Genomic DNA, 13,267 nt, shown 5'->3' with positions numbered 1-13,267 from the left:
CGGATACACGGATTGATTATTGAGCAGGAGTCAGGAGTTGCCGATCGCGCGTGCGTGTTACAACCTAGTTAAGCGACCATATTCTGAACTTATGGAAATAGTTGTAACGCTGGTGCTGGGTTCGGTGCTGTTTGTCTGGGGAATGCGATTCGGGAAGGTGTTAGTTCGATCGGGAGTGACGGCTAACGATTTGTTTAAGGGCCACAATTCGATCGCCCTGCTGTTTTTAGGTTTTTATGTTGGCTTGCTGCTGCTGGCTCTAAATCTGCCGCAAATGCCTGCTTTGCCGATCGAGTGGCGCGTGCACGGGATGCAGGTTACTTGGACTTTGCTCAGGGTGATGCTGATGGGAGTCTGCGGTATTGGATTTAGTATAAGTTGGCTGACGGCGCGATCGCAAGTAATCGCAATAATTTTAATTGGCTTGCTGGGATTGGGCGGATTTACCAGCGCTGAGGCTTATTTTCTCGCACCAATTTATGATGATTTAATTAATAATTTGCAACCAAACGGTGTATTTCGGCAAACTTCTAGCAGCAGTTGTGCACCGGCGGCGCTAGCCACAGTTTTGAGACGTTGGGGAATGGATGCGACGGAATCTAGCGTGGCGCGTTTGGCGGGTACGAGTCGTTTGGGCACTTCGATGCCACAGTTGATTGTCTGTGCAAAACCTGCTATCCTTATGATTCTAGGCATACACATAGCATGAATGACCCGGTAACGGGTTGCACATCTAGAAAATGTCTAGAAACACAGAACCTTGATAAATCAATAGTTTCAGGAGAAATATCAAATGAGAGCTGACAAGCGCCCCCAGTTGGATTGTGATGTGGTGATCTATGGTGACAAAGGAAGTCTGGCGCTGCGTTTTCCTAAGCGGCACAGCGCTTTATGGGAGGCACTGGACGGTAAATCACTCAACGGCAAGCCAAAATGCCTAGGGATAGGTAAGTACGGCTATAAGGATAACCCTGATGACCGTAAACGTGCCGCTCAAATTGCGATCGCAATAGAGAGTGATTTAGACCACCCAGAATGGGATAAGTTGTTCGACCCTACCCTTGCCAAGTACGGCTTAGGGGGCGGTAAATACGCTAAAATGGCTGAGATAATCCAGATGCCTGGTATGGCTCAGTTAGAACCTGAGATAACAGTAGGTGAAATGTGGGAGGATTACTTGGTCTGGAAAGAAACTCAGGTCGAGCCAACTACTTTTATAGGGCGATACAAGGTTTCCTATACAAACATTATCAAGGGAGTAAAGCGCTTTAAAAGCGGAAAAAACCTTGATGATACAGGATTAGGAATTTGGGATATGCCGGTAGGGGCTGAATGTGTAGAAAAAATATTGCAAGCCCCAAACGGCAAAAGCAACATTAAGTTAACTTTGCTAGCCCTCAGTGAGGCATTTGTCCGGGCTAAACAACTAGCAAAATTGAACTTACCTGAAGTCAATCCCTTCTTTGATGCACACAAAAAAGTAGGTGATAACCCCAAACAAAAATATCAATCAACTGTGAGCGATGCCGGAGAGATAATCGAATGGTGGCAAATACAGGATGCCATCGAAGATGAACAAGAGCGCGATAAACGCGCTTTTACAAAAAAAGAGCGCGATATTATCATCAAAGCTTTTTACGAATCAGACAAAGCTAGTGAACGTCAAATCGCTCCATTGATTGAATTTTCATTTCGGACGGGCTGTAGACCTTCTGAGGCTTTTGCATTGCGCTGGCAAGATGTAATGTTCGAGCGTGGGATTATTCGATTTAGCAAAAGCTATTGCGGTCGATATAAAATCACCAAACGTACAAAAACTAAAGAAATTCGATTGTTTCCGTTGGCGGGCAAGTTAATAGAATTATTGGATAGGATCAAGCCTGCTGATACTAAACCAACCGATTTAGTTTTCGTACAAGCTGCTGGTCAATGCTGGAATTCTATTCAACAATTAAACCTGTGGTTACACACAACCACAAATTACAAAGGGAAAACCTACTATTACCCCGGTGTAGTAACACGCCTAGTGGAGGAAGGGAATCTAAATCACTATCTCCCGCCCTACCATATGCGACATACTTACATCACGCTTACTGCACACGCTTGCAACAACAATACCTCCGCGCTACTGCTGCTAGCTCACGCTTGCGGTAACAGCCCGGAAGTAATCATGAAGCACTACCTTGATATCGATCGATCGGCAACCTTGCCTGAAATCTAATTTTTGCTCACCTTTACGTATTTCATAAATACACCCCTCACTTACAGGGGTGTAAATTGAATAAGCACCTTTAACAGGGTGCTTTTTTTTGTGTCTAAGCGTATCAATTTTTACTTCCGCTAACAAGCTAAACCCGAACAAAACTACGGCTATTACGGTTGAAGTAAAAATCACTGTATAAATCTATACTTACCTATTACCCCTTAGTGGTGATGGCATTACAAAGGCTGCTAATACAGCGATAAATGCAAGCGTAAGCTCTTTTAGTTCAGGTGATACAGCTTGTCGCGAACACACCAATACAACGATACTCATGCAGCAAGCAATGGTACATAGGCACAAGCTCGACAATACTATCCTTAACAACATTTTATCTGTCATTATTTTTCGCCTTGGCAGACTTTAACTTTTTAACTAAATCCTTAACAAAATCCTTCATATCCCCTGTAGGTTCTAAGCCTAGATTACGACGTTCTAGTAACATATCCAACTCCTTAATTCTAATTATTTCCTCAATCTTTGCAGCCATTCGACGGCTGATAAGCGTTTTTGTAACACTACTTTTTTTAGCCATTTTTCTTACATTGCGTCTAGTGTTTTCTTGATTGAAATACTATTCGGGTCAAATTCCCACTTTGTGATAGGTATTTTAGAAGGGTTTAACATTTTTAAAATTGTATTCTCTACCTGTTCATCTGTTTTTGCTTGCGATACATCAATTACTTGTTTGTCTTTTTTGCCGAAACCTTTGTGACCTTCGTAAATCGTGAAACATATCGGTACTTCCTCGGTGTTAACGACTGGGGTGTAACCGGTTGCATCAGCCAAAAATTCAACTTTTCTAACGGTTTCGGCTAGCACCTTCATAATCTGAGCTAATTGCATCATAAGCGCAATTTCTACCTTCTGCGATGAGTTACCATCGCTCATGCTTTCGGCTGCCATCTCGTACATCTGCGCAGCCCAAGCGCTAGCATTAGCTACTTTCCAGGGTGTACCGTTAGGTGATGCTTCTGGATTAATAATTAGCCCGTTAGCAAGCATTCTAAATAATGCTTCTGTGAGTTCGTAATAATCCTCAATTTCAATATTGCCCTTACCACCGGGTACCAAAAAGGCGTTACTCAATTTAAACTTTTTAGATTTAAACTTGCCGATTCCTAGATATTTGTAGATTTCATCAACCTTGTCGCAGCAGTTCATAGGCTTATAATTTTGTGGGTAGTTTGGTAAAGGAGAGGGGGTAGATGGAGGTGAAAAAGGTTGCTGATTCGGATCGCAATAATAGTCGAATTCAACTATATACTCTTCATAGAGTACACTAGGAGCGGCAGCTAGCGCTGCATCTATTTCTGCTTTTGTTGCCTCTCTACCTAAATTAACTGTTTTTCCGTAGACTTTACTTTTATCAGCGTCCAGAAAGTTAAAAACATCACCTCTATAAAAAAAACGTTTGTAGTTTGTCGCCTCATAAAAGGAGAGTCGCCCAATTCCTTCTGATGTATCATAAGTCTTGTATTCAGAGTAAGGTAGATTGATGTTTCTAAAAAAAGCTGTTTTTTCAATACGTCCATATCCCGAAAGTGGAATTCCTGCATCGGGAATACTGCGTCTCATTTGGTTTTGCACCTGTGCAACAAGCTTTCGGTAAACGTCACACCCAACCAAGTGGGAAGGTACAGGAAAATCCCCTGTAGTAGGCTCCGCCGGTGTTGGTGTAGGAGTGATTTCTATTTCTCCCCCGTCCGGCGTAAACGTCACACCAACTTCAAAACCTGGTATTCCACCAAAACCGATTCTAATGGATATTCTGCCGTCCTTGTCGTTGGCAATCGAGACATCAAATCCAAAAGCACTCACACCCAATTTACTGCTTTCGGTTCCTGTACCTTCGGCGCTCACGCCAAATCCTAGGAATCCAACACCAAAAGACGAATTTTGTATTGCTCCACCTTGGTCAGTATTTTGTGCGGTAACGCCTAATTTTATTTTTGCGATGCCTATATCGAACCCCGCCGCTACTTTGACCGATTCAGTTACGGGATTAAATATTACCTGCACAGGTACTTCTACGGGCACGTAAATAGACACATCGCCCCTGATGCCGACACCGCCTAGAGCGCCTAACTCGTCTGATTTTGTTATCCCTAGAAATGGTAGCCCGTACCCCTGGCTGGGTTCAGGTTTTGAATCAGCCCTGGCGCGATCGCGAGGATTGCTGTCTCTAATATTTGGTCTATCTCTAATAGGTGTTTTCATACATATTTGATTTACACCCCTCATTTACAGGGGTGTATTTACATAATGTGGGATTAGAACTATTGGCAAAAGTTCAGGGTAGTTCCTGAGTACCACTATCGTGAACTAGGCTATATAAAATATTAAAACACTAACAGGCTTGCTTAAAATAGCACCGCTGTTACTTAGACTATTAACCACTATAATAACTGAATTATCTATATATGAATCATATTGAAATCCCAAAAAATAGGTTACACCCGGTGGCATGAAACTTCCAAGGCTATAATTGACTATAGTATGAAAACTTATAATTTTACTTGGATTTATCCCGTGTGCTAGCGATACATAAGTATTTTGGCTTGCTGCCGTAGTACCAGTAATCCTTTTCACCTTGATAGCTACATTATCGCCTAAAGTGGTGAACCCACTAAACACTGGTGATGCTAACGGTGCTTTTGTAGCTAAAGCATTAGCCACACTAGACGCAAAATTGGCATCGTTGTTTAGAGCCGCTGCCAATTCAATCAAAGTATTCAGCGCCCCTGGTGCGCCACCAATTAAATCTAATATTTTGGCATCTATACTTGCGGGAGTCGCAAATTGTGATTGTGGTATTTGTTGCACCGTACCTGTAGTGCCATTACGCCCTAACACAACACCAGCGGGTAAATTAATCAACCTATCCTGTATCGCTAATTCTAATGCCGCAAGTCGTGCAGTAAGCGCTTCTACATCATTTTTTTTTTCAATTTGTACACTACAAGCACATTCTATTTCAATAAAATCATTTTCTTTTAGTAAACCGTTGCCATAATCAATAAGTTGTACTCCGAGTGAGTCATTGTATTCTAAGAGTTTAACTTGAGCCTTTGCAAGATAAGGGATTAGTAAGTCAAAGTAGGACTTACGTCCGGCATTAGTTAAGATTACTTCAGCGCGCTCACGCCAATTGCCTGCATTATTTTTACGGGTTAAAATTCTTAACCCAATTTTTTGACTTTTTAACTCTGATTCAGTGAATTTACTCAAACGCTCTGCGTCGTTTTCATCACCATCATAATCTGGGAATCTCATCAATTGAAAGCTTTTGAGCGATATGTTGCAAAACATCGCTTCCAAATAAATGGCTACGCTATCACCCGACTCAATCAAGATATCTCGAAAATGCGCTACCTCGATTACTGTCGATGCGGACGTAGAAGTATTGAGTGTTAATGGAAATGTTTTTGTAATTGTCATGTCATTATTATAAAGTCACTGAATCCGTCGCCAAAACCTTCTATCAATCCTTCTAAAAAGTTACCCGCTGCTGCGTTACTTTCTGTGATTTCTTCAACTTTTTTGTCAACAGCTTGCGCGATCGACCAACTCCCACCTTCTTGTGTTCCCCAGCTTGCAATCATATTATCAATTGCTCTAATGCCAGTACGGATATTTTTTCTAGCAAATTTCCTAATCTCAAGATAGCCTAATTTTGATGCGAGATTGGTAGCGTACCTGATAAAAGTATTACTAAGCTGCGTTAATTCTTCTACCAATTCCTCCTCAATTTCAGAGCCGCTTTGTCGAGCTGTAATCACTAAAGCCGCTGATGCAGTGATATTTAAATTTAATTTAGGGTTTTTCTTGCCACCTCCCAATGCCAAGCCTGCCAACAACCTACCCGTCGATTCTCCCACATTATTTAAAAAACTTAGATAACTACTTTCCAGTTCCGCTAAAATACTGGCATCTGACTGTTGCCAGTCAAGATTGTAAACAGTATTTGTTCCTGATACAATAGCTTGCTGTAAGGTCGGTAACATCAGACCTAGCGCTACACCGCCAAAACGAATACCGCCAATCGTTGCCCACATCGAACTGATGGACGTACTCGCAACCGTAGTAGCTGTTGCTAATGCACCATAAGCGCTACTCGCAGCACTACCTACTGCTGTCGCAGCGCCGGAACCCGCTACAGCAGTACCGATAAACCAGCCAGCGACAGCGACGGCTGCACCCCCTGCAATGGCAGATTTTGGATCATCTTTGAACCAATCTAAGAATATTTTTAGGTCACCTCTGGCGATCGCTTTCAAGACTTCCTTGCCCCCTTCAAACATACGCTTCCCCAAATCAATGGCAGACTGCACGCCATTTTTAATAGCACTCCAAGCGTCAGACGCGGCAGATTGCAACCATTTACCAGCAGTTACGCCGGCGGTACTGAAAGCTAAAGCTGTGTCCTCTAATGTCACACCGTAAGTTTTAATTTTTGTGTCAGCCATAATCTTAAGTTGTTAGCCACTCCGTGGCGGTTTCAGTTATCGAGCCGGCAGTACCCAATACGGTGGTGTAAGGGAGCTTAAATGTTCCTTTATATTCCATAAGTTGGAAATCGAAACTTAAGGTTACATTTTTGAGACTTTGAGGATTTTTAGAGCCGTTATTTTGCCAGATACAGCAGTATTTCATGCAATCAATAAAGTATTGGCTAAATGTCGCCCCTTTGATTGTTCCACCTGTACCAGCATTGAATGTTGCTGCCGGTAAATATGGTGATGCTACATCTGTAAATGTTCCCGTACTAGCATTGAATGTAGCCGTACCAGGTAGAGTAAAGTCACCATCTAAAATAAAATCATCATCTTTAGTAGCCGTAAAACGTTCAATTTCGGATGTAGCGCGCTCCGCGTTTTGAATGAAGTGTATCAATTGCCATAATTGCCCTTCGATTGTAGTCGAGTTGATTGTCGATCCAGTACCCGGTGTTATCGTTGCCATATTGTATATTTACTAAATACACCCCTGTAAGTGAGGGGTGTAAATTGAATATGTGTGCTTTGTTCTCATCTAATCACTTTAGGACATATCCTAGCTCAAGCGTCTTCGATGATAGACCAATCGGTACGCTTAGGGATATTTTTTTCAGGGAATCCCGCCCGATCGTGCAGTAATCCTTGCTGAATCAAAACTCCTTTTATATCTCGAATGTCGCACTGTAAAACCCCTACCTGAACGAGTATGCTGTCTATGTTTTGTTGCTGTTTTCTTCCAGCGGTAAAGCTTTGTTGATTAATCGCAAGCTCTAACTTTTTTAGATTGTTGATGTGTTTTTCTAGCTGAATGTTGTGCCTGTTTATGGCAAAAGCAAAAGCACCCGCACTCGCGGCACCACCACCACCAATTACTAGAATGATGATTTCTAACAATTCTTTAGTTGTCATTTAGTTCATATCCCCGGCGTGTCGCGCTACAATAGTTGCACGCCGCCACCATAGGCTCTACAATTCGCCTTTAATGAATATTCGCAGATGGTAGGGTAAGTGAATATTTGAAGTCGGTTCAAATAAAGTTTACGCGAACCATCTAACCTTGCATCTGGGGAGCCGCCTACTGTTAATCCGCTAAATACCTCTCGCTGTATGTATGCTCCTAGATACCATTCAGAAACATTGTTTACGAGGGGCGCTGACATTAACAATGCAATACATGGTGAGGATAACAGGATTGGACAAGTTGCTGTATCACCTAATACAAGAGATGTATTCCAGACTTGAGCCCAATTATCCTCACTAAAGTTAAATTGCATATTATCCGACAAAACCTTGTGGAATGAATCGGACTTTTGCGTCAGGCAAGGCGACAAGAATGGCTGTCAAAAGTCCGATTCGCACCGCTGGTTCAGTATCACTACCACCAGTTATAGCCCCAAAAGGACAGCTAACACTAGCTGTTTCCGGTAAACTGTACTTCCGGCCGGTAAACCGACTTGTGGCATCTTTGATTGTACCTTTTGTGACCGTTACCACGACTTTTGCAAAATGGATTTTTTTTGCTTTTTTGACCACATCGGTAGCGCCGACTGGGCGAGTTGTTATAACTGGTTTGGTAGCAGCACCAATAACAGCAGTAACAACAGCATTTATTAGTGCTGTTTCGCTTTCTTCTAATGCGGTAGGGGCATCAGTAGGTAAAGCTAGTACATTTGCCTCAAACCAAAAGTTACTTTTAGCACCGAATGGTTGAATATATCCGATTTGAGTCCCTCTGTTAGTTTTTTTGCCATTCAGAGACGCTTTCCAAGCGACTGCTTTTTCCGCTTGACTCTTGGCATTATATGCGTCCAACGCAATTTTTTCTAACTTGTATTGCTCAATTCTATCAAGATGCTTTAATCGCGCCATTAGTTATGCCCAAAGTTGTACTAATCAAACAATAGTCTACAAATTTAGCCGTAGACCCCTTTACATCCTGCACTAAACCTATAGGGTTTTGACTTTTATATTAAGCTATATCTAGCGCCGTTGCTTCATTCACGATATACATACAATAGGATTGAAATAAAATAATATGGCTACTGGCAAGACACCGAAAGCTAGCGCGTCCGATTTAAAGCTCACGACCGAGGAACCTAGTTTACTTTTTGCTATCCGTGAACTTATCCAAACGGGCGGAATTGATTTCGATGAATGGTGGGAAAATTTCAGTAAACCGCCCGATCGTGAAAAAAAAGAAGAATTGAGTAAATGGACTAAGCCGAAATTTACTGACATCACCCCAAAAGATAAAAGCGACATAGGGCGCTGGATTCGCTACTATCCCGATGCTAAAGATAAAATGACTTACTATGACCTGTCGGGAACCGATAGAGACTTAATAAAGCATATTAACGCCATAGGATATCAACTAGGGGGGGACGGCGGTATCACATCAGGTAAGGGAAGTAAACCGCCCTTAGCGGGCTTACCACTGATTGAGCTGTACTTTGTATCAGAAACAGGGGCGGTAAGCTTAAAGCGCCTGCGATTACCCGGATATACAGACAGTGATGAAATAGCAGCGCTAAATTTAGCCAAAAAGTTAATGCCCGCTGATGTTGGCAAATTGGCTAAAAAAATTAAAACTGTTTTTGGCGATACCGAGTACAAATGGGAAAAAGGAAAAAGCTGTTTAAGCTACAGCGGATTAATCCCTAGACTACAAGGCTTGGAAGGTTGGGCTTTATGTAAAAATAAAACCGCTGGCATAGCTTTATTTGCAGCAATCCTTAAAATTGTTGATTTAGTACCGGATAAGAATAGCTTTCATTTGTCTGGTAGCACGTCTAATACAAAGTACAAAGTACGCACAGTAACAGTATTGGGTGACAAGGTAGAACTACCAGAACAGCGCCCTGTAGTCGATGTGATTTTTGACAGAGCAGTTTTGAAGCTAACACTGAAAAGCAAGCCGATCCAATTGGTTAAACGTAAAGTGATTTTATTTAAGTGATTGCTTGCATATTCAATTTACACCCCTTACTTACAGGGGTGTATTTTATAAATATGTGAGTGTATATATTATATTATATTATATATTATTATATTATATATTATTATATTATATATTATTATATTATATTATAATAATAATTCCCGCCCAAATTAACCCGCCCTAAAATTATCCTTTGTTGTTTTGAAACCTGTTATTTAATAGAACCATTTAAAAAATTGCTTGTCAAGTAGGTTGTAACAAAACTTTACAATTCTAAAATCAAATGTAACGAAATAATACAAAACCAATCAGCTATCAAACTTTTACCAATATCGCACAAAGTTTGATAGCTGATTGGTTTTGTATTTAATGGCTAACAAATTTAATAACAAGTTTGTCTATTACGACCGTCGGTTAAATAAGGTTCTCGACTACCGCCCATTGGGCGCTCTAGGTAGAGATCCCGACATTGTCAAATTTGACAGCATACTTGAGTTCAAAGTGTACCTAACGTTAAGGGAGTACATAAGCGACGAGTTCATTCACTTGCATCGCTCAGTCCTTCTGAAGCCAAAAACGGTATATTCCAGCGCTATTAGGTACATTGCTGATTTTCAAATAATTGCACCTAATCTAAATTGTTACGTAGAAGCTAAAGGTGTTTTAACGCCTACGGCTAAGCTTAAATTTCAAGCAATGGAATTACTCAAACCTGAAATTAGAAAGCTCACAATTATTGTGTCCGAAAAAAGACAGAGCTATTTTGGCGTTGCCTATCCGCAATCACTCAACTTGGCTGACTTAAGAGCTTACCTTGCAACAAACGCTCAATATGTAGACAAACATGGAATTACCAGAAAAAATACATTGGTCAAAAGTTCATAGTCCAAACAACCGCAATCTAAATGCAGATATTTTGAACGCGCCGGTTGACATCGTAAAACGTTGTATTCTCAATGGTGAGAATACAAAATTAAAGGAGTCAACACCTCGAATTGTAACGTTTGATAGTCAGTTTGTAGCATATCAATTGCTAGAAGTTTTAGCGCCGTTGATTGTAGATATCTTGAGTAACAAGCCGAACCAAATCAATGTTTTTGTAGATAGCGTTACTGACTTTTTAGCCGAATCTATTAACGACTGCGTAGATGCTTTTTTGACTATTAAGAGTACCGCAGAGGATGCAGATATTGACTTTGCTCTAACACGCCAAAGCCTCTTAAAAGCTTACCTAAAATCAATTCAAAAAGTCAATTGATTTTACCAAAAACCGCTCCAATCACACATTATGTAAATACACCCCTCACTTACAGGGGTGTAAATTGAATAAGCACCTGTATTCACCAAACAAAGACAAAAATGACAATCAACGTAAGCACAAAAAAAGACGGCACTGGCTTTGATACGCTTTACTTTAATCAACCCGAAAATTCAGATCTGATGACATTCTCGGAATTATACCTTGACATTACCGATACCTGTATAACCTGTTTAGGCGCTCTAGAAAGCCTTGTAAATTACAAAAATTACAAAGATGCTAATTGGAAACCAGAAGGACAGAAGGTCATTTTTAAGGTATACAAATCCAAAAAACCCGAATATGATCGTGACCTTCGTAAATACAAGGACACAGAGCCGAGCAATGGCGAGAAACATCTTTACGAATTACTAGCCAGTAAAACAAAGCTCTTTTCTAAATTTAAAGGACGAATCTGCCCTTGGATCAATCCGATGTTTTTCGAGTTAATCGAGCAAGTACAAAAGGTTGATGATGACACTAAGAAAGAGTTTTTATACAGCCAGTGTGACAGGCTTAACGCTCAAGTTGTAGCACTCGAACCAATTAACGAGTTAACTTCAATCACTGAAACCGATTTAAAAGAATTAGCTGCTGATGCAGGGGTTGGTGCGGGTAAAAAAACATACAGCAACAACTATGTTAAACCCGAATCGGAATCAGAAAAATTGCTAGCTCGATTAGCTTTTATTAAACAGGAGCTAGCGTCAGGGTTTGAATTCAAAGACCTGTTCGACTTACATTTACAGGCTATGTATTTGGCAAATCCCGACGTTAAACAGCCTGAAGCGGTGACACGAGCGCTAACGAGCGCGCTTGAGACGATTGCATTTATTATTGGAGCAAATACCAAATGACCGACGAGCAAATTAGCCAATCTACGGGCGAATCTGAACCAGAAAAAATTCACGAATTCGCCCGTAGATTGGCGCTAGAAAGAGATAATACAGGTTTAAACTTGTTATCCGATAATCAGCGAGCATTAGGCTTAGATTTAGCAAATGTGCTAGCAAGTATTACGTTTGGACTTACAAAATGGGAATATAAATTCCTAGCTAGCGTGAGTGCTCTTCCCTCTGTATTGTGCCATATTTTGCCGATAGTTCAAATCATTGGAGAGCCTGGAAGCGGTAAGTCACAATTATTAACTGCTTTATCTAAGCTATCCGGTCAAACATTAATCAGCGGACAAAGTACGGGCGCAAGTTTGAAAAACCACATCAACCTAATTAGATGGGTTGACCCTGGCAATAAAAAAGTAGAAAAGAATTGCCTACTGCTCATCGATAACTTGAATGAAGATTCATTTAAAAAAGATGAGTATCTAGCATCTTTCTTGAATGGTTACAATCGTGAGACAGATACTACTTACATTTCCGCCGGGGATGGCAAGAATGTTGAGTTTAAAACGTTTTGTTGTAAAGTTTATACGACTGTGTGGGAACTAGAAAGCCAAGAATTACGCCGTCGTGCTGTAACTATTCGCACTACCAAAACTGTCAATTTAGGTGATGCCTTAGATATTCACGAAATCAACTGGCATCAATTTAAAACGGCAATTAAACTTTTCTGGGAAAACCCCTCTAACTGGGAAACACAAGTAAAGTACAAGGAGGAATTACTAGGGTTAATCAAAAAACCACCAAGGCACAGTAGAGAACATTGGACTTTATTACTTGACGTATTGGTTACGGGTTTAACTATCGGTTGTTGGAACTCCCTAATCGACTGCATTGAGGATACGACCAGATGGTTGGATGCCACCAATATAAAACGGTTAACTTTTTTGGAAAAAACAATAATTACTGCACTAGAAAGTATCCTTGGTTTTCCACAAAGTGACTGGAATCAATTAAGCGCTAGCGCTACAATTCAAGTTACGCCACGACACCTAAAAGAAGCTATAGAATCGTTTGTTGTCGAAGGCGTAATAGAACGTCCTAAATTAACACGGGTTCACCAAATCTTAAAAGAAGTAGGTTTTGTACCCAAAAAAGAGGGGCGCTCGATTGTTTACATTTATATTAATAAAAACAACAAATGAACGATACCGAAAATACTACGCTAGAGTACATGGTTTGTACTTTCCCTTACTCTGAAGATTCAGCAAAAGTTTCAATGATTATCGATTTTTTAGAGCAACCTCAGAAATTTAGTGAATTCGCTAGTTTTTTTATGTGGTTGTCGAGCGAATTAAGCCCTGAGATAGCTACTACAGAATTTAGAAATCTGTGTAAATCTAAACTCGGTTTGGAACTTGGCTCATCTAGATT

14 protein-coding genes are annotated in these 13,267 nt (G+C 40.8%); 7 read left to right on the top strand and 7 right to left on the bottom strand.

Annotated features, from left to right (window positions below; all coding sequences use genetic code 11):
* The first annotated feature begins 91 nt into the window (after positions 1-91).
* Together QUA97_RS14015 and QUA97_RS14010 are read left to right on the top strand one after the other, a co-directional pair.
* Positions 92-709 carry a cysteine peptidase family C39 domain-containing protein gene (locus tag QUA97_RS14015; RefSeq protein ID WP_333194940.1) on the top strand — a complete coding sequence of 206 codons (618 nt, stop codon included), beginning with the start codon at positions 92-94 and terminating at the stop codon, positions 707-709.
* Positions 710-793: 84 nt separating this feature from the next.
* Entirely contained in the window at positions 794-2,221 is a 1,428-nt protein-coding gene (locus tag QUA97_RS14010; protein ID WP_333194939.1) for a tyrosine-type recombinase/integrase, read from the top strand.
* A gap of 370 nt (positions 2,222-2,591) precedes the next feature.
* On the opposite strand, the gene QUA97_RS14005 is transcribed toward QUA97_RS14010, so the two are convergent.
* The 7 genes from QUA97_RS14005 to QUA97_RS13975 form a co-directional block, all read right to left on the bottom strand.
* Positions 2,592-2,795 (bottom strand): hypothetical protein, encoded by a 204-nt coding sequence (locus tag QUA97_RS14005; protein WP_333194938.1) that lies wholly within the window; start codon positions 2,793-2,795, stop codon positions 2,592-2,594.
* A gap of 5 nt (positions 2,796-2,800) precedes the next feature.
* Entirely contained in the window at positions 2,801-4,480 is a 1,680-nt protein-coding gene (locus QUA97_RS14000) for a hypothetical protein (RefSeq protein ID WP_333194936.1), read from the bottom strand.
* Positions 4,481-4,585: 105 nt separating this feature from the next.
* Entirely contained in the window at positions 4,586-5,701 is a 1,116-nt protein-coding gene (locus QUA97_RS13995; RefSeq protein ID WP_333194934.1) for a hypothetical protein, read from the bottom strand.
* Entirely contained in the window at positions 5,698-6,729 is a 1,032-nt protein-coding gene (locus QUA97_RS13990) for a hypothetical protein (RefSeq protein ID WP_333194932.1), read from the bottom strand. Before QUA97_RS13990 ends, QUA97_RS13995 begins: the two co-directional genes overlap by 4 nt.
* Before the next feature lie 4 nt (positions 6,730-6,733).
* Positions 6,734-7,225 (bottom strand): hypothetical protein, encoded by a 492-nt coding sequence (locus tag QUA97_RS13985; protein ID WP_333194931.1) that lies wholly within the window; start codon positions 7,223-7,225, stop codon positions 6,734-6,736.
* A gap of 95 nt (positions 7,226-7,320) precedes the next feature.
* Entirely contained in the window at positions 7,321-7,668 is a 348-nt protein-coding gene (locus tag QUA97_RS13980) for a hypothetical protein (protein ID WP_333194930.1), read from the bottom strand.
* Between the two features lie 366 nt (positions 7,669-8,034).
* Positions 8,035-8,628 carry a hypothetical protein gene (locus QUA97_RS13975; RefSeq protein WP_333194929.1) on the bottom strand — a complete coding sequence of 198 codons (594 nt, stop codon included), beginning with the start codon at positions 8,626-8,628 and terminating at the stop codon, positions 8,035-8,037.
* A 166-nt stretch (positions 8,629-8,794) separates the two neighbouring features.
* Between QUA97_RS13975 and QUA97_RS13970 the strand changes: the two genes are divergently transcribed.
* From QUA97_RS13970 to QUA97_RS13950, 5 genes are all read left to right on the top strand, one after another.
* Positions 8,795-9,715 carry a hypothetical protein gene (locus QUA97_RS13970; RefSeq protein ID WP_333194928.1) on the top strand — a complete coding sequence of 307 codons (921 nt, stop codon included), beginning with the start codon at positions 8,795-8,797 and terminating at the stop codon, positions 9,713-9,715.
* A 351-nt stretch (positions 9,716-10,066) separates the two neighbouring features.
* Positions 10,067-10,582: a hypothetical protein gene (locus tag QUA97_RS13965; RefSeq protein WP_333194927.1), complete on the top strand. Its 516-nt coding sequence runs from the start codon at positions 10,067-10,069 to the stop codon at positions 10,580-10,582.
* Positions 10,542-10,955: a hypothetical protein gene (locus tag QUA97_RS13960; protein WP_333194926.1), complete on the top strand. Its 414-nt coding sequence runs from the start codon at positions 10,542-10,544 to the stop codon at positions 10,953-10,955. Before QUA97_RS13965 ends, QUA97_RS13960 begins: the two co-directional genes overlap by 41 nt.
* Positions 10,956-11,056: 101 nt before the next feature.
* Positions 11,057-11,851 (top strand): hypothetical protein, encoded by a 795-nt coding sequence (locus tag QUA97_RS13955; protein WP_333194924.1) that lies wholly within the window; start codon positions 11,057-11,059, stop codon positions 11,849-11,851.
* On the top strand, positions 11,848-13,038 hold the full coding sequence (locus tag QUA97_RS13950; RefSeq protein ID WP_333194923.1) for a hypothetical protein: 1,191 nt from the start codon (positions 11,848-11,850) through the stop codon (positions 13,036-13,038). The genes QUA97_RS13955 and QUA97_RS13950 overlap by 4 nt, the downstream gene beginning before the upstream one ends.
* The last annotated feature ends 229 nt before the right edge of the window (positions 13,039-13,267 follow it).

This window comes from Microcoleus sp. CZ3-B2, assembly GCF_036705055.1.
GTDB lineage: Bacteria > Cyanobacteriota > Cyanobacteriia > Cyanobacteriales > Microcoleaceae > Microcoleus.
Note: the sequence above shows the minus strand (reverse complement) of the source record. Positions and strands in the feature narration are given on the sequence as shown.

What these genes read in the sequence shown, in the direction of transcription:
- QUA97_RS14015 (WP_333194940.1), top strand. Translation starts at nt 92, where the DNA reads ATGGAAATAGTTGTAACGCTGGTGCTGGGTTCGGTGCTGTTTGTCTGG.
- QUA97_RS14010 (WP_333194939.1), top strand. Translation starts at nt 794, where the DNA reads ATGAGAGCTGACAAGCGCCCCCAGTTGGATTGTGATGTGGTGATCTAT.
- QUA97_RS14005 (WP_333194938.1), bottom strand. Translation starts at nt 2,795, where the DNA reads ATGGCTAAAAAAAGTAGTGTTACAAAAACGCTTATCAGCCGTCGAATG.
- QUA97_RS14000 (WP_333194936.1), bottom strand. Translation starts at nt 4,480, where the DNA reads ATGAAAACACCTATTAGAGATAGACCAAATATTAGAGACAGCAATCCT.
- QUA97_RS13995 (WP_333194934.1), bottom strand. Translation starts at nt 5,701, where the DNA reads ATGACAATTACAAAAACATTTCCATTAACACTCAATACTTCTACGTCC.
- QUA97_RS13990 (WP_333194932.1), bottom strand. Translation starts at nt 6,729, where the DNA reads ATGGCTGACACAAAAATTAAAACTTACGGTGTGACATTAGAGGACACA.
- QUA97_RS13985 (WP_333194931.1), bottom strand. Translation starts at nt 7,225, where the DNA reads ATGGCAACGATAACACCGGGTACTGGATCGACAATCAACTCGACTACA.
- QUA97_RS13980 (WP_333194930.1), bottom strand. Translation starts at nt 7,668, where the DNA reads ATGACAACTAAAGAATTGTTAGAAATCATCATTCTAGTAATTGGTGGT.
- QUA97_RS13975 (WP_333194929.1), bottom strand. Translation starts at nt 8,628, where the DNA reads ATGGCGCGATTAAAGCATCTTGATAGAATTGAGCAATACAAGTTAGAA.
- QUA97_RS13970 (WP_333194928.1), top strand. Translation starts at nt 8,795, where the DNA reads ATGGCTACTGGCAAGACACCGAAAGCTAGCGCGTCCGATTTAAAGCTC.
- QUA97_RS13965 (WP_333194927.1), top strand. Translation starts at nt 10,067, where the DNA reads ATGGCTAACAAATTTAATAACAAGTTTGTCTATTACGACCGTCGGTTA.
- QUA97_RS13960 (WP_333194926.1), top strand. Translation starts at nt 10,542, where the DNA reads ATGGAATTACCAGAAAAAATACATTGGTCAAAAGTTCATAGTCCAAAC.
- QUA97_RS13955 (WP_333194924.1), top strand. Translation starts at nt 11,057, where the DNA reads ATGACAATCAACGTAAGCACAAAAAAAGACGGCACTGGCTTTGATACG.
- QUA97_RS13950 (WP_333194923.1), top strand. Translation starts at nt 11,848, where the DNA reads ATGACCGACGAGCAAATTAGCCAATCTACGGGCGAATCTGAACCAGAA.